This window comes from Candidatus Gillettellia adelgis (genome assembly GCA_020541285.1).
GTDB classification, from domain to species: Bacteria; Pseudomonadota; Gammaproteobacteria; order Enterobacterales; family Enterobacteriaceae; genus Gillettellia; species Gillettellia adelgis.
The window spans coordinates 798,212-815,956 of record CP047043.1 but is presented as its reverse complement, the minus strand read 5'-3'; the positions used below and the strand labels follow the sequence as shown (position 1 = coordinate 815,956).

General features: G+C 33.4%; 7 protein-coding genes and 4 tRNA genes. 6 read left to right on the top strand and 5 right to left on the bottom strand.

The features are described from left to right. The first annotated feature begins 331 nt into the window (after positions 1-331). The 5 genes from proS (at position 332) to GIY03_RS01760 (ending at position 5,910) form a co-directional block, all read left to right on the top strand. On the top strand, positions 332-2,050 hold the full coding sequence (gene proS / locus GIY03_RS01780) for a proline--tRNA ligase (protein WP_457913443.1): 1,719 nt from the start codon (positions 332-334) through the stop codon (positions 2,048-2,050). A 3,402-nt stretch (positions 2,051-5,452) separates the two neighbouring features. Beyond that, positions 5,453-5,526: transfer RNA gene (locus GIY03_RS01775), tRNA-Arg, on the top strand. A gap of 62 nt (positions 5,527-5,588) precedes the next feature. Next, a tRNA-His gene (locus GIY03_RS01770) sits at positions 5,589-5,664 on the top strand. 31 nt (positions 5,665-5,695) lie between these two features. Beyond that, a tRNA-Leu gene (locus GIY03_RS01765) sits at positions 5,696-5,779 on the top strand. A gap of 54 nt (positions 5,780-5,833) precedes the next feature. Further along, positions 5,834-5,910: transfer RNA gene (locus GIY03_RS01760), tRNA-Pro, on the top strand. Between the two features lie 1,330 nt (positions 5,911-7,240). On the opposite strand, the gene ychF is transcribed toward GIY03_RS01760, so the two are convergent. The 5 genes from ychF to GIY03_RS01735 all read right to left on the bottom strand — a co-directional run bounded on the left by ychF (position 7,241) and on the right by GIY03_RS01735 (position 14,313). Continuing rightward, complete coding sequence (ychF, locus tag GIY03_RS01755; RefSeq protein WP_457913442.1) at positions 7,241-8,332, bottom strand: redox-regulated ATPase YchF; 1,092 nt, start codon at positions 8,330-8,332, stop codon at positions 7,241-7,243. A gap of 2,862 nt (positions 8,333-11,194) precedes the next feature. Then, positions 11,195-11,449, bottom strand: coding sequence for a DNA polymerase III subunit theta (locus GIY03_RS01750; RefSeq protein WP_457913441.1), 255 nt, complete (start codon positions 11,447-11,449; stop codon positions 11,195-11,197). A gap of 287 nt (positions 11,450-11,736) precedes the next feature. Further along, entirely contained in the window at positions 11,737-13,326 is a 1,590-nt protein-coding gene (gene prfC, locus GIY03_RS01745; protein WP_457913440.1) for a peptide chain release factor 3, read from the bottom strand. 161 nt (positions 13,327-13,487) lie between these two features. Beyond that, entirely contained in the window at positions 13,488-13,931 is a 444-nt protein-coding gene (gene rimI, locus GIY03_RS01740) for a ribosomal protein S18-alanine N-acetyltransferase (protein WP_457913439.1), read from the bottom strand. Next, positions 13,876-14,313: a DNA polymerase III subunit psi gene (locus GIY03_RS01735; RefSeq protein WP_457913438.1), complete on the bottom strand. Its 438-nt coding sequence runs from the start codon at positions 14,311-14,313 to the stop codon at positions 13,876-13,878. Before GIY03_RS01735 ends, rimI begins: the two co-directional genes overlap by 56 nt. Before the next feature lie 143 nt (positions 14,314-14,456). Between GIY03_RS01735 and rsmC the strand changes: the two genes are divergently transcribed. Continuing rightward, complete coding sequence (rsmC, locus tag GIY03_RS01730; RefSeq protein WP_457913437.1) at positions 14,457-15,503, top strand: 16S rRNA (guanine(1207)-N(2))-methyltransferase RsmC; 1,047 nt, start codon at positions 14,457-14,459, stop codon at positions 15,501-15,503. Positions 15,504-17,745 lie beyond the last annotated feature (2,242 nt).

Genomic DNA, 17,745 nt, shown 5'->3' with positions numbered 1-17,745 from the left:
GTAGTAGTGAGATCAGTGGTCATCATGATACATAGAGTGTATACATGCACAGCAAAATATTTTGAATAATTATATATATGTATTGATAATAATAAAAATTTTAAAAACTTCAGAGCATGCAAAATTTTTAGAAAAAACAGAAGTAAGTAAATAACGCCAGTGAAGACAGAGAATATATATGATTATATCAAGAATGATATATACTGGTTTCTATAAAAATTTTACTGCCTCGCTTGTAATAATTCTTGCAGGTTAGTAAGATACTTAATTGTTTAACTTTCGACTTTTATGATCTTATTATACTTTATAGCTGTAACGGAATTAATACACTATGCGTATTAGCCAATATCTACTATCCACTCTCAAAGAGACCCCCGCTGATGCTGAAATAATCAGCCAAAAACTTATGCTACGCGCCGGGATGATTAGGAAGTTAGCCTCTGGTCTTTACACTTGGTTACCGACTGGCTTGCGTGTTTTAAAAAAAGTAGAAAATATCATACGTGAAGAAATGAATAACATTAATGCGATTGAAGTTTCTATGCCCATAGTCCAACCAGCAGGACTGTGGCGAAAAAGTGGTCGATGGGAGAAGTACGGACAAGAATTATTGCGTTTTTTTGATCGCTATCATCGCCCATTTGTACTTGGACCAACTCATGAAGAAGTCATTACTGATCTAATTCGTAATGAAATCAACTCGTACAAGCAGCTACCATTAATCCTTTTTCAAATTCAAATAAAATTTCGTGACGAAGTACGTCCACGTTTCGGGGTAATGCGTTCCCGTGAATTTCTTATGAAAGATGCTTATTCATTTCATACTTCACAAGAATCTCTACAGGGGACATACGATATAATGTATCAAACTTACCATAAAATCTTTCGCCGTATAGGATTGGACGTCCGTTCAGTACATGCTGATACTGGTTCGATGGGTGGCCATGCCTCGTATGAATTTCAAGCGCTCAGTGATATTGGTGAAGATGATATTGTATTTTCAACTACTTCTAGTTACGCGGCTAATATTGAGTTAGCAGAAGCAGTGATGCCACCCTGCTCTCATGAGGAAGCTAGCGAAGCGTTGCGCATAGTAAATACATTGAATGCTAACACTATTGCTGATCTAATTAAGCAGTTAAAATTACCCATAGAGAAAATCATTAAAACATTACTAGTTAGAGCGACTGAAGACAGCGGCCATAAATTTATTGCTCTGTTGGTGCGTGGAGATCATACATTAAATGTAATTAAAGCTGAACAGCTAATGAAAGTTGCGGCGCCACTTGTTTTTGCTACCGAAGAGGAAATCCGCACTATTATTGATTCAAACCCTAGTTCACTAGGCCCAATTAAGCTACAGGTTCCGATAATCGCCGATTATAGTGTGGCAGTCATGAGTGATTTTGCTGCAGGCGCTAATATTGATGATAAATACTATCTCGGTATTAATTTTCAGCGTGATTTAGCCCTACCACAGGTTGCTGACATTCGTAATGTAGTAGAAGGTGATGCTAGTCCAGATGGCCAAGGTACATTATTAATTAGACGTGGAATTGAAGTAGGTCATATCTTTCAGCTTGGCACTAAATATTCGGAAAAGATGCAAGCTACTGTACAAAATGGAAAGAGTCGCAATCAGTTATTAACTGTAGGTTGCTATGGCATTGGAATAAGCCGAGTGGTTGCTGCTATTATCGAACAACATCATGATGAACGTGGTATTATTTGGCCAGATGCAATTACACCATTTCAAGTGGCGATTCTACCTATTAATATGCATAAGTCCTCCTATGTGCAAATTCTATCTGAAAAGTTATATAGTACTTTATGTTCTTATGGTGTTGACACGCTACTTGATGACCGTAGAGAACGCCTTGGTGTAATGTTTTCAGATATTGAACTGATAGGTGTACCACATTCTATCGTTATTGGTGACCGTAATCTCGCTAATGAAGAAATTGAGTATAAAAATCGTCGTATTGGAAAGAAACAAATGATTAAAATTGATAAAATTATTGCTTTTTTACTAAAACAAGTTCAGCGCTGATCACCATAAATACCAGTTTGACTAGTATTTTACACAAATCAATAGAACTTAATTTTATTATACTGTTATTATGTATTTGAAAATATCACGACTTATGTATATTAAGAATGCTTTAAGATATCATAAAGTATTTAGTAGTAAATTTCAAGGTAATATTATCGCGTTCTTCCCTCGCATTTTTGAGTGCACGAAGCATATATTTTGATGTATTAAAAGTAGTATTGTAGTATCTGTTGTAGATTATTAAGAATATGACACTTGTTTTTTTAACCTCTTGTAATATATAGCAATATAATTACAGCATTTCCAGTGAGTATAACAAATATTTTTTGTAATTATAGTAGTAGCTTCGTGTCTTCTATTTGTGAGCCTCGTTATGCGGGAAACTTTAATATAATATAATGGCTCCGGAAAATACACCAGTGTTTCTAATTATAATAAGCAGGATATTCCGGTAGATGCCAAAAAGCAATTGCATGCTCAGTAGAATATACGTCTGACAGAGGCTTTATAGCAACCATCTCAATACAGAATTAAAAAATATTGTTTTACGTAACTCTCACATGTAGAAATTATCATGTTTGATTGTAAAGTTATTGAACTAAGAGATGCTTACTTGCATGATGACGGAATAGTAATGCATATATATTGTACAGTAGTAAAGGTTCTAGCTCTGATCTTTTATCAGATCCATTAAGCATCAGCTAGATGGTTGAGATAATTATTTTAGCATGACTTGACTTCTTCTGAGATGCTTGTGTATTATCAATGGCTCATTATTCTGAGCATAATGAGCGGTTAATATTACTATATTACAATACAAATAGCAGTTAACTATATACTTGTAACCTTTACATATAAACTTATTTGCATTTATTCGATAAAATTTTATATTATAGCTTTCCCGTATATCTTGTGATCTTCAAAAGGGGTGTGTTAATAGCTCTTGCATTCGCAGATCATAAACGTTAAAACTACTACGAGTAGACAGAAGAACTCATGTTCCTCGCTATGAGCGCATCTTCTATGTATTGTTGTATAAAGTTATTTTAGTTCCAGAGTATTCTACTCTGGAATAAGTTTTTAATGTTCTTATTTCTATAAGATTTCCGTACTTCAATGTGTTAAAAATAGAAAACTCGAACATACAACCTAAAATAGATATACTGAAAGTCACTTGAGTATAGTATGAGCGGTTGAACGAACTATATGATAAACAATTGCTTGTTAACTACCTCATCTACTAATTGACCTAATAATCACAGTGCAGTACCTGTTATACCCTTTTAGATGTGACGCGATGACTATTTGCGATGCTTGTAATACAAAACATTTATCTACTACATGCATACAACATGTAAAGAAATACACACTAATACCATTAGACTATATAACACTGCAATAGAAGACCTAGAACGATAAACTTACTTAGTATATCATATAAAATATGTATTCTACATGGGGCATGAAGCGCGCATATACTTGAAGCCTATAACGAAAAACTCTCGTAATTACAGCTAAGCGCACTTAAACCTATTTTAAATACTGTAAGTAAAATAAACTTATAAGATACAGCTACTTAAATAATCCAGATGTCTCCTTCACTATCAATAAAAACGTTTTTATTGTAATCAAATACCACGAACTTAATAACTCCGACGCTTTTCATATACTAAAGTTAATTAAAATGTAGGTATTTGATGGGTGTGCTCTTTGTAATGTCTATTACATGCTGTACTGTATTCTTGGCATTTTATTTTAGCATTAAAAACAAACAATTCAGCCTGAAATTATGTATACTCACTATCACCTTGCTTGCAATGGTACTGAAGGATGTGTGCTTGTTATACTGTTGTGATACTAAGTAGTATTGATAATGATGAATAGTCATTAATCAGTCAGTACCACTTAACATTATCGAGGGGGTTTAGCTTATAAAGAACAATCTAAGACTATACCGAAGATTAGAGGTAGGTCTATCAAGGTGACTACGTAATGAGTGTTATCGTAGTCGGTCTATGTGTACAGCTTAATTATATTTTGAATTGGTAAGACTATCGATACTTTATGTGTATGATATTATCAAATTATTTTTTTTATTGTACGAGCAACAGATGAAATATTATCCTTGGAACTAATAAAATTTATTATATACTTATATTTATAAGTACCTATATTCTTCTTTTTGTCTGACTTTTTAAAACGCGCGGTTCACATGGATAATTGTTGATTTGCAAAGATCGTTTTTATTAAAGTTTATACTAACTATTATTTTACAGTAAGTCCTAAATACATTTTAGCCCTGATGGCAGTAGACACTAGTGTCGTTGGCTGCTTTGGTAGTTGTACGGTTATATAACGCGCTAAAATTTTACTTTGCTGAGCGCAAAGTAGTTCTCTAGAGTTATTGTTTAATAGACAACGGTAGAGATTATGTTGGTGTATTTGTGTGAGCAGTGCACTAATTGATTACAGCGATCTACAGATTATACACGCTGTTCTGGTTGTGAGGAAAGATTCCTATGTCTTTTTTATATCTTAGTGACCTCTTAGTAGAAGAGTAGAGATGCTAGGTATTATATTTAATAAGGATAAAATATAAAGTCATGTCAAGCATATGACTAATAATTTTCTGTAGCGTATTCTAATTTTATATCGTTACAATATTTATTGTTCTGTTGACTTTTCCTAAAAAAATAATGCTAAGATGACTCATAACTTGGTAAATTGAGTAATTTTAAAGTAGGTTGTAGCGATTACCAATATTGTTGACTTTGTTGCAGTGATTGCATTACTTATGAATGGTCATGTTAGTAGGCTAGTTCCCGGAAAGGTGTTCCTAAAATTTCAACTTTATTTGTTATTGACACAGTGTCATATTAGCTGTATAACATAAAATGTATAGGTATTTCTTGATTATTGATAGGTGTTATATAGCATTAAGTTGTTTTTATTCAATGTAGGTGGTCTTTCATGATTGCAACGCAAGTGCATTATCAATGCATGAATGCCATGTTTTTAGCTACCCCAACTATATAGTTCTTGAAATTAGTATAAGAAAGTAATAAATTTCATAACGTGAAATTTTAATCATATCACGAAATACATTACTTACTTCACATTTACGGTATACTCTATGTAGTATAAGAATGCAGGAAGAGACATGTATTTTACTAATAATTAAGGGTTATTTATTAAAAAGTTAGTTCGTTATATCTTTTGTATAAAATGCTATCCGCATAAAAATCGATAGAAATATAATATGCACTCATAAACAAAGTGACTTAGATGAGATTGCTTTTAGGCGAGTCTAAACGTTATAGCATTAAAAATAAATATTTCTTGAAAGATACTAGACAAAATCGCTATAAATTCGTAGTATGCGTAGTACACGTGTGCTATGCGCCCGTAGCTCAGTTGGATAGAGCGCTGCCCTCCGGAGGCAAAGGTCTCAGGTTCGAACCCTGTCGGGCGCACTATTAAGTGTATGTGTAGATTCTCTGGTTAGTAATATGTTTTTTCTGAATTAGGTATTATGGTGACTGTAGCTCAGTTGGTAGAGCCCTGGATTGTGATTCCAGTTGTCGTGGGTTCGAGCCCCATTAGTCACCCCAACTATAAAATATCTATGCTGTTTATAGTTGCGCGAAGGTGGCGAAACTGGTAGACGCGCTAGCTTCAGGTGTTAGTATCCCTACGGATGTGAGGGTTCAAATCCCTCTCTTCGCACCCTATAATAATATAGGAGTTGTAAGCTGTTAAGAGTGTTTCTAATACTAGAATCGGTGAGTAGCGCAGTTTGGTAGCGCAACTGGTTTGGGACCAGTGGGTCGGAGGTTCAAATCCTCTCTCGCCGACCACTCCTTGCCATGGGTTTTTGATTAAACTTTACATATAACTATACAACTAACTACCACAGTATAGTATATAATAAATTTTGGTTATTATTTTGGACAATTATTTTAATAGTCTTTTATTTTATTAGTGTTAAGTGATGCTTTATTAATAAAAAGGTAATACAGTAATATTAGCTAGGATCTAGCAAATTGCAAGAATATTGCATTAGTTTGGTAAAATTTACATTACCTATTGTTATTGATCGTTATTGTACCTATACTTTTTATTATTTATACTTTTATTAACTAACAATAAAACATCTAGTTCATTAGTATTATGTATCAGATAATACACCTGTGCTAAAATACAGGTGCGTGCGTTATCTAGTCGCAGGGATTCTTAGTAGCTTAGTTTTGTACTATGCCGAATGGTTAATAAGTGTTGCTTAGTTATCTAAAAGTTTTCGTAGTTAGTGTTAAGTGTTGCAGCAATTAATATCTCCTTTGCTATCTATTTATCAACAATAGGTTTAGCACTACCACAACAAATGCACTGAGCACTTATCTGCTATAGTACTCACGATCTCGCTATATTAGACATATTTTAGCTACATAATCGTGAACTAATAGAGTAAATATTTGATATTTTAATATATTAAGTTTGATATATTAATAGTACTACATTGGTATCGAGTAATATGAAAGTCTGAAATTTTCTTGACGTTCTCTATACATAGAGCTATAGGTACTGATACTTTTGGTATTCTAGATTTATCGCACTTTAGTGTATTCATAGTATGTTTAGGGTTCTTATCTAGATCATTAGTCTAGGTATACTGTTACTATCTATAGCTATTGTAATAAACACTACAGTTCCAGTACAATGATATCATTAAGTGTTATTTTTTTAAATATTCACTAATGTACACTGTTAATCAAGTGTGATATTAAGAGTACACATGTTTTTTAAATGTGTACGGTGTATTTAGCATTGTATTTGCTTTTTTTAGTGATGCATATACTTTTATCATTGAGTGATGCAATGATCTTTCCAATATTGTTTCTGATATTTAAACTAGATATTTATACTCTAGAGGCTACAGGATCAATAGATGCGCTTGATTATTTTATGGTGAATTATAATCCAAAAACAAGTGTGTCAATAGTGTGCACTCAGTGACATATAAACTTATTAGGGATAACAAGCATAACTTTTACTATGCAAGGTAAAGTACTGATTGCTATCTATAGTTATATTAAGAAATAATACACATTATAGATAAAATCAATAAACTTTTTAGAATTTTATGTCTTTCCATAAAATATAATGTCATCCCATAAAAAATCACATGCATCAGACATTGAATAAAAAATGCATTACGTCACCATCTTTTAGGATGTAATTTTTACCTTCTGCTCGAATTTTACCGGCTTCTTTAGCACCTTGCTCACCATGATAGGTAATAAAGTCTTCATACGCGATTGTTTTTGCGCGGATAAAGCCTTTTTTGAAATCAGTGTGGATCTTGCTTGCTGCTTGTAAAGCAGTGGCACCTATCGGAATAGTCCAAGCACGTACTTCTTTAATACCAGCAGTGAAGAAAGTCTGTAAATTAAGCAAATTATAGCCAGCGCGAATTACCTGGTGTAGACCTGGTTCTTCTAGCCCAAGTGCAGTTATAAACTCCTCATGCTCTGCATCTTTGAGTTTAGCAATATCGGATTCTAAAGTAGCGCATACGGCAATTACTCCTGATGTTGTAATTTTAGCAATTTTACGTACGTCATCTAGATATGGGTTATTCTCAAATCCATCTTCGTTAACGTTCGCAATATAAATAGTGGGTTTCAGTGTTAAAAGGTTTAAGTAGCGAATTACGGATTTGTCTTCTATATTTAGATTTAGTGTGTGTAACACACCAAAATCCTCTAAGTGTGATAAACATTTTTCTAAAACAGCGAGCTTAACATGATCGTCTTTATCGATTTTTTTAGACTTTTTCTGTATAAGATGGATAGCGCGTTTACAGGTATCCAGGTCAGATAACGTGAGTTCATTATTAATTACTTCGATATCCTTAGCAGGATCAACTTTATTATTAACATGAACGATTTTATCGTTTTTAAAGCAGCGCACTATATGGCCGATAGCTTCAGTTTCACTGATTTTTTTTAGAAACTGATTGCCAAGGCCTTCTCCTTTTGAAGCACCTTTCACTAACCCAGCAATATCCACAAATTCCATAGTAGTTGGAAAAATACGCTGTGGCTTAATAATTTTAGCTAATTCATCTAGACGAGGATCAGGCATCGGTACCACACCTGTATTGGGTGCAATAGTGCAGAAAGGGAAATTTGCTACTTCGACATTCGATTTAGTTAAAGCGTTAAATAGAGTGGATTTTCCTACATTAGGAAGGCCGATGATACTACATTTAAATCCCATATTATTGTTACCTTAAATACATTCATTATTCGTTAATTAGCTTATTAGATTCAATAAAATTTATAATGAAAGAAATGATGCTAGTATTATACATGGAATAGGTATTTATTTTAATTGGATTATTTTAATAAAGTAGTGTGACAGTGTGAATTGTACACAAGAACTGAATTATATGACATTGATTTACAAATATTACTAGTTCAACTACTAAAATGCTTTGAAACTATGTGATTCCCTTGATGGCTTAAGTACCGTCATTTCTTAATGTTTGAGTTAGGTATTTCATTTATTTGACATCAGTAATAGCAACGATAGATTAAAAGTAATTGCTGAAATAAATTCAGCTGCTTCTAGCATTATAATTATTCAGCTGATGAATATGAGAAAGGATTGCATAATCCTATCGTTGATGAGTGGAAAGTCTTATTTAAAGAAACGCAGGGGTGTTTCTTGCCTGTCTTGCAGTCGTTAGATATTCGATTCTATTTAAATAGTTTTAGTATCAATAACATATATCATAGTGCAAATCACTAATAGCTAGATCATCAAGTGATTGTATTTGTCATGTTGTATGTAGTATATATTATGCTTATTGCGGACCTCTTATAAGCTTTAAGGATAAAATCCTCTTACTGTATTATATACTTATTACAATATTTTCCTTTTTGCACGAATATAAACTCTATATAATAAACTAATAGCTTTTCGTTTTGTTTTATTAGCATTGTGCTACAATCCAATGACTTGTCTATCGTTATATTAATTTTTACATAGAGTAATGAAATAACACAGTTAGTAACTTTACTGTGCAGCTATTTTGATTAACTTACATATCATTTACAACCTTAGTAAGAGCTCTACAGAGTGAATACTTTCAATATACGTTCAGAGATAGTGTCATTTACATTGGTTTCTGCCTGTTTTAGCCTTCCATCCTTATTTTGCTAGATATTAAATGAGGATAAGTATTTAATAGTTTACGATCATCATAATGCGTTAATTTCAATGGTTAGTTTTATATGACTACGATACTACATTACGTAGTAGGCGAAAGACAATCATTAAATTTTTCTAACATTTTCAAACAAACAGGTTCTATAGTAATTATTGTATCCAAGGTTTATAACATCTTATTTAGCATCATTGACCATGATAAATGTATAAAATAATAATTTTAACTATGTGACAACGAACAGATAAACTAAAGTGTTAAATCATTTACAACTTCGCAGGTTTATATCGCAGAGCTACGAATACTTAACAGTTAGAAAATATTGGGTAAAACTTATATGAAGAATATTCATATGTATTGCGCAATGAGATTATTTAGTTTTTTTTAAAAACAGATATCGCTATTACATATGCCTACCAGGCGAGTAATAGTAGAACCCTGAGTATACCTAGTAGACATATAGTGTGAGTCGCTGAATGCGCTGATTAATGGTAATCAGAAAATGGAGAAAAGTAACTTGCATATCGTTATTAGGAGTTAGGAGTCAATTAAGAGCATTCACGCAAAGTGTAATAAAAAACGATTTTATCGTATTGACAGTATATAATTCCTTTTATATATCCTAAAATAGCTGTTAGTAACCTGTATGTTTAAAAAATATTTCTTGTAAGTTTTAAATAATCAAGGGGTGTTTCTTTAGTATACATCAATTGTGTAAGTATGCTAAAGCGCTGGTAATTCACGTTACATGAAAGTGGTCGTGCAGACTACATCTGTTATAAGATCTAGTGATGTAAAATAGAGAACCATGCTACTTACATATAAGTAAGTTATACATTTTAATGCCTTGATTATATATTAATTGCGTACTTTTTTTAATCGAAAAATCCTTAAGACTTAAGAAGGTTTACAATACAAGTACACAGTGCGTGTATATGGAGATCGTCTGATGATCGCAAATACGATACCAATCATAATATGTAGTATTTTATGTTTTTCTTATTAAAATAATACAACTTATAGTGTTTGGAATAAATAGCTAGAGTAGTGGAATAGAGTGAGCACTCCGCATAATCGGATAATGATGAAATCTATGATTGTATCTTAATTGACGTCTTATGAAAATTTTATAAAAAACTCGCGACATTTTTAATGCGTGATGCTATGACGACAGTACTGTGGATGTCCTATGCGTTATGGTTATTACAACCATAGGTAACTTTATTGATGTTGCATCACTGTATACGATTAGTTTTTATATTGTAACTGATACCTACTGAAGATTTAAAGTAGAAATACCACAAGATTATTGCTGATTTCATACATAACATATTGATAAGTTTATTAATAAACGGTACTCCTCATCATATATTATTACATCTACTGCAAATAAGTACTTAGCATAGCCGATTTTACTTGACAGGCTAGTCATATTGTTGAATGAAATAAAGCTATTCTATACAATAGAGTGGCAGATGCAGTTTCTTGATATAATCATTTCATACTAGAAAATATATTTAATTTTAAAGCGTGAAGATCATGCATATATCATAAATAGATAATAAAAATAAACAGACGTATGACAATTACAATCATGCAATACAATGTTTATTGCTTACGTGAATGCGCGTAACTGCTACAGCAGTTAGAATAGAGATTTCAACATAGTTGAAAAGTGTAAACCTCAGAAAAACTTAACAGGTTTATAACCCGAGTGTAAGTGAAAAATTGATAACCAAAGATTACTATTATGCTTTATCTGCATGCTTAAAAAATTCTTAGAGATCAGACAAATAAAATATGCATTTATTCTAGCATTAGAATCATAATTGCAGGCGATGTTCATTGTTTGCATTAGCGATAAAATATAAATCATATGACGTATTAATGTGTCGGTAATTCAGTCAGAATCATCGCATGATTGGCGGTCTTTTATAATTTATATTGTTGTTCATAGGTAGAGATGGAAAACTATGTGACTTGATACGATAATAGGCTACGCGTTCATGGAAATAATTTCGTAAATACATTGGTTGTGTGCGTTCAATGATATGCGGGAGTACTGCTATTTTATGCCTTTCTTTATAGGCTACTCCGGAGGCGGCAAGGTCTACATTTATTTTATCGATGTCTTCTGTGCCAAGTTTTGCTAAGTTATAGCTCATTTTATGTTCCTTATGATTATTGTATGTAACTTTATATAAATTAATAGATTAAATTGGCTAGATTCGTCTCATACAACAGAAATAAGTATGTTGTTTAATACCTAACATTCTTAAGGACACTTGTTTTTTATATATAATCCAAGTAAACGGCTTTAAGTATATATCTTTATAAGTAAATTTGAAATGATTTTATCATATTTTTCATAAAACATAAATATTATTAAATAATAGTGAATTGTACGTTAATTTCCCTGTACTTTATATCACTTAGTACCTCAGTGATATTCTTAGTGTTCGCGTGTTTTATGGAATACGATTGCTGGATAACGCTTCTGAGTTAGACTGAGATTTAGTAAGGTGGGTGCGATATAAGATAAATTATTTCCACTATCTAGTGCCAAGTGCAATTCGTTTTTTTTCTTAAAGTCTGCAAGCTTCCTGAGATCATTGCACTCAATCCAACGTGCTGTTGAGATATTTACTGATTCATACAGTGCTTCTACATTATATTCGTTTTTTAGGCGAGCAACAACTACGTCAAACTGTAGCGCACCAAGTACACCAATAATCAAATGATTATTGGTTAGTGGACAGAACACCTGTACTGCTCCTTCTTCAGAGAGTTGCATGAGCCCTTTTAGTAATTGTTTTTGTTTTAGTGGAATTTGTAAGCGAATGCGGCGGAACAATTCTGGAGAAAAATTTGGAATGTCGGTAAATTTTATATTCTCTCCCTGCGTAAAGGTATCGCCGATCTGCATGGTTCCGTGGTTATGCAGACCAATGATATCACCAGGATAAGCTAGTTCTATTTTTAAGCGGTTTCCGCCCATCAAGGTCATCGCATGGGGGATAACTACTTTTTTACCAGTTCGCACGTGATACAGTTGCATACCTTTTTCATATCGACCTGATACTACACGCATAAAGGCTACACGATCACGATGTTTTGAATTCATATTGGCTTGAATTTTAAATATAAATCCAGTGAATTTTTTTTCTTCCGCTTTTACTTCACGGATATTAGTTTTTCGAGAGGTCGGTGAAGGCGCCCAGGCTATTAGACCATCTAGCACATGATTTATTCCAAAATTTCCTAAGGCGGTACCAAAAAAAACCGGTGTCAGTAACCCATTAAGGAATGCTTTTTGATTAAATGTATAAAGTGCAACCTGTACTAACTTTAGTGATTGACGTAGCTGTACTGCCAGATCTTCGCCTAGAACGACATCTAACTCTGGGTTGTACAAACCTCGAATGATGCGTATCGCCTGAATAATATGACCTTGTCCAGTTTGATAGAGGTAAGTGATATCCTTGTGTAAATGATACACCCCTTTAAATAACTTCCCGTAACCTATAGGCCAAGTAATGGGTGAGCAAGCGATATTAAGTTCGTGTTCTACTTCATGGATTACTTCCATTGGTTCTCGGGTATCACGATCCATCTTGTTTATAAAAGTTAGTAGTGGTGTATTACGCAAGCGCGTGACTTCTATTAGCTTACGGGTACGATCTTCAACTCCTTTAACGGCATCAATGACTATTAAGCAGCAATCAACGGCAGTTAGGGTGCGGTAGGTATCTTCGGAAAAATCTTCATGCCCTGGTGTATCTAATAAATTAATTAAACTTTCTCGATATGGGAACTGTATTACCGAGGTAGTAATTGAGATTCCACGCTGTTTTTCGATTTCCATCCAATCAGATTTGGCGTATTTCTTTGAACCGCGACTTTTTATTGTTCCAGCAGTTTGAATTACTCGACCAAATAGCAGCATCTTTTCAGTAATCGTAGTTTTTCCGGCATCTGGATGTGAAATTATAGCAAAAGTTTTTCTTTTCAAGATTTCGCAAGCAAATTTACTAGGAGGCATGTTTAAAACCTTATAGTTAACCCGCTCTGCAATGTTATTATAGTGTATTATAACAGCATTTAACAAAGCGGTAAATATTCAAATAAAACTGAGTTCTTATTTATTGATTAAGTAGTGACAATTAATGGTATTATAGTGGAGCATACGTTATCGTACATTGATTAATCTAGTTGTATCGCCATAATGATTGCGTCTTCACGCTTAGTAATACTGGGGTAATAATTACGACGTAAAGTTACTTGGTTAAACCCGCATTTGTTGTATAGTGCAATCGCCCTTGTATTAGAGGCACGGACTTCTAGCCACACTGTAATTACGCCACGATTAGTTAGTTTTTTAAGTAGCTGATCTAGTAAATGATAGCCAAATCCACAACGTTGCCACTGTGGATGAATAGCAATATTCAATAATGATGCCTCATTCAGAATTATCTGAGTGATAGCGAAGCCTGCCATTTGTCTATTGACGCTTAATTTTAAGTTAAGGAAGCGTTCGCCTTGGTTGGTAAGAAAGACAGTTTTTAACCAAGGAAAAATATGACTAGCTTGCTCAATATTGTAGGCTTCTATTAGATCGGTTGTGCTTAAGGTAGAAATATTGTTCATAATGATAAATCTGATCCCAAAGGGCGCGTTTAGCCTGTGGATTTTGAGAGAGCTGGGCTAGCGCCTTGCTATGTAGCTGTATGCCATCCATCAAAAGTGGTTCATCCACGCCGAGCCACCAACTATTGCACTTGATATTTTTAGGTAATACTTTTACTTGTTCCGGCATCAGACTATACGTTTGTACTGGTGTTAATCCTAGGCTGCGTAGCACGTCGCAAAACAAAGGGTCATGAGGGTTAGGTAAGACATGTGCGACAATCAGTAAATGTACTTCCGGAGATAAAATAATGGCTACTTCATTCTGTAATAGATGCGGATGACGTAAAGTCCACTGGGTAATACCTATTTGTTGTAAAAACCAGTTACGTTTTTCTGTCATGCTAGTGTTTTCTCATTGTAAAGTGTAATTTTATGATATGTCACGTTACATTAACAAAAATCTACGATTAAGTTAACAAATTCCTGAAACTCAGTCTTATATAGTGCTATAATTCTTAATTTAATTTTTAGGCATGCAAATTAATGACTATATTCACCGACGCCAGTGAAGTTGTAAGGCTGTACAGTAATGAGTTTATTAAACGCCGTGTTTTATTTTCAGGTGACTTACAAGATATTTTACCGACACAATTTGCAGCTATAGAGGTGCGTGCCCATACTCAACAATACCATCACTGGCAATTACTGACTATAGCAATGGGTGATAATGTACAATTTGGTTTAACCGTAGATACAGCATTCGTTGCCGAATGCAATACTCTTATCTATTACTGGCCGAAGAGTAAGGAGGAAGCGCAGTTCCAATTACGTAACATCTTGTCTAAATTGTCAGTGGGTTCAGACGTATTTGTAGTTGGTAAAAACCGTAGCGGAGTACGCAGTATAGAAAAAGCGGTAGAAGGACTTGTTACGTTGATAAAGATCCATAGCGCTCGCCACTGCAGCTTCTATCGCGGTCGTCTGGATGTTCAGGCTACCTTTAATCTAGCTAACTGGTGGCACAGCTACTCTGTATACGACTTAGTAGTAAAAACTTTGCCAGGTGTATTTAGTTCCAGTAGATTAGATATTGGTAGTGCTCTCTTGCTTTCCACTCTAGAAAATACAATAAGAGGTAAAGTTTTAGATATTGGTTGTGGTGCTGGCGTGATAGCGGCAGTTCTAGCTAAACTATCACCGCATGTTCAGTTAACCTTGAGCGATGTAAGTGCTGCTGCACTACATTCTAGTCATGCAACGCTATCTTTCAATCATATTCAAGGTGAAGTGATTGTTAGTAATGTCTACTCCGACGTAATAGGTCGTTTCAATATGATAATCTCTAACCCTCCATTTCATAATGGGTTACTAAATAGCCTAGTTGTAGCACAAACCTTAATCCATGGAGCGTTAGAATACTTGATGATTGGTGGTTATTTGCGTATCGTTGCAAATACTTTTCTGCCTTATCCAGATATACTAGACGCTACTTTTGGTAGTCATGAAGTGCTAGCGAAGAATAACTGTTTCACAGTCTATCAAACAATCAAAAGACGGTCAACGTGTACTTCGAAAAAAATCAGGCTTTAGTTATGTATAATATGTCATTGTAAGATAGTCGTTACCTGGATGGTTATTTTGTGTTACAGATGGTTATTAGTCGCATGGTTTTCGATACATTATAGGTAAAAGTGACGTAATTCTTAAGATATTTCTAAGTTTTCAAGCATGCATTTTTGCATTAATATTACTCAAAATAATGATTTAGCATCAGATAGTAAAGGATCAATCGCAATGCTCGTTTAGATCTTGCTGTTTTTATAGACAGAAGTACTTAACTCTATTATTTCTCAGTAGTTAATTTTTATTAGAATAAAACGCTCTAAAATGATTATGAAATAAGCTTAATAGTATTCTAAAACATGATCTTTCCTTTGTTTTTAAATGTAAAATGCATGCTCATTGTTAGTGACTTTATCTGAACTATTTAGGTAAAAAGCAATAGCTGCGACAGAGTCTTTGTGAACAGTGTCACTAGTTATTTCTATTTTTGTAATTAGCAATCACATATATATGTTATGGTTAAAGATATATTAAAATCTCATTAAATGCAAAGCAAAACACATATGAATAATGCGCTAAAGCGCACGTAAGTACTCGTTGGTAGTCATAGATGATACTCAGTCATTACAGATATAATAACATGGAATAATTATTTATGCAGTAATCATAATACCCTTGTTAAATAATAAGTTTTTAGTATACACTCTCTATATTACACGCACAAAATGTAGGTGCGTCTTGCTTCTTTTTGAGCACCAGAAATTAGTATGTATTTTAAAAAAGCAAAATTTATTGTGTAATGAAAATCAAATGTAACTAGTTAAATGTTTTGCCATATGCAGGTAGAGTCTACAAGCAACAAGCTAAAGAGAACATCATGGTATTTTGCTTTTGTATGTTAAACGAATAATGTGCATCAAAACCCACTCTTTATTGTATTTTGAGTTGCAGAGCGTAGCATGAGCATAAATGATGATACCAGGTTACATAAATTAAGTTAATATTGCAATGTTTCATGGTATAGCTAACATGCTTTGTTATATTAACAATGCTTATATTACAGAAATAGTAGTAGCCGACAAAGATCAATTAATTCAATATCGTTTTAGTAGTGTCACCTTGAAGAATGATCAATAGTAATACTAAGAGCGATTAGAATTTTTTACATAGTACCTTGAAACGGATTATGTTAGTTCGTGGTACGATTTGATCGTAAATTTCTTGTGAGCGCTCTCATAAGCACAGTATTTATTATTAACCGTAAGTGCAAATAAATATCATGCTTCTAGCCTAAAAAGGCCTGTATAAAAAGTAGCTAACCTGATGAATATTAGGCACTCGTTTTTAACTTCTAAATAAAATATGAATCGTAAAAGATCAGAAAAGACGTCGCCTAACTGATTCTGAATCTCCCGAACTATTCAATATAACACTAAAAGACTGAAGACTGACCTAGTAATCAAGCGTCGAATGCTTAAAAAGGTGATGATATCCTGAATGTAGAAGTTATTTTGCAGGTTTCGGTAATCAACACACTTAAAACGCGATAACCAATGTCATCGCTATGACAGATTTTAATACTTATGCAGTAGCTACTAATAATAATATAATTAGGTTAACACAATACGTGCTAGCACATCATTCAGTACATTTTATGAAAATTTAAAACACTAGCGGAAATTTTAGTAATACTAAACATATCTCCTGGTTCGTTTCTTGTATTCCAGAGTTAGATGAATCGATAGTTGCTTTAATACCCTCATAAAAACTAGAATGTGCTAGTTGAGAGACGAGACCTTATTCACAAATACGGCGATTATTCACGCATCATAAGCGTCACATTGTGTGGCTGTATTATATTTCTGTATAGTCAGAAATACTAGTGTAATTATGTTACCAAGATATTAAGCAGGTAAATCGGAGTTATATTAGAGGGTGACACTGAAGTAATTTATTCATAACCCATTGATTCGAAATATCTTTCTTATGAGACTAGTAGTAACTATAAATTACTGCAGATAACTTAAGAGCGTTTATAACGATCTGCTATTGTAATGCTGATATATCCCAAGAAGTCTTTTTCGCGCTATAAATATTCATTAATTCTTCCAATATATTGTGTTTTTAAAGTATTTAATACCTACAAGGTTATTTTTAGGTAATAATTGTTTATATTGGTTATTTTAGATATAAAATAGTATAATACTAAGCACACAGTATGTGTGCTGTATCTCAGCAGTATTGTCTATAACTATAATACGATAAATTG

What these genes read in the sequence shown, in the direction of transcription:
- proS (WP_457913443.1), top strand. Translation starts at nt 332, where the DNA reads ATGCGTATTAGCCAATATCTACTATCCACTCTCAAAGAGACCCCCGCT.
- ychF (WP_457913442.1), bottom strand. Translation starts at nt 8,332, where the DNA reads ATGGGATTTAAATGTAGTATCATCGGCCTTCCTAATGTAGGAAAATCC.
- GIY03_RS01750 (WP_457913441.1), bottom strand. Translation starts at nt 11,449, where the DNA reads ATGAGCTATAACTTAGCAAAACTTGGCACAGAAGACATCGATAAAATA.
- prfC (WP_457913440.1), bottom strand. Translation starts at nt 13,326, where the DNA reads ATGCCTCCTAGTAAATTTGCTTGCGAAATCTTGAAAAGAAAAACTTTT.
- rimI (WP_457913439.1), bottom strand. Translation starts at nt 13,931, where the DNA reads ATGAACAATATTTCTACCTTAAGCACAACCGATCTAATAGAAGCCTAC.
- GIY03_RS01735 (WP_457913438.1), bottom strand. Translation starts at nt 14,313, where the DNA reads ATGACAGAAAAACGTAACTGGTTTTTACAACAAATAGGTATTACCCAG.
- rsmC (WP_457913437.1), top strand. Translation starts at nt 14,457, where the DNA reads ATGACTATATTCACCGACGCCAGTGAAGTTGTAAGGCTGTACAGTAAT.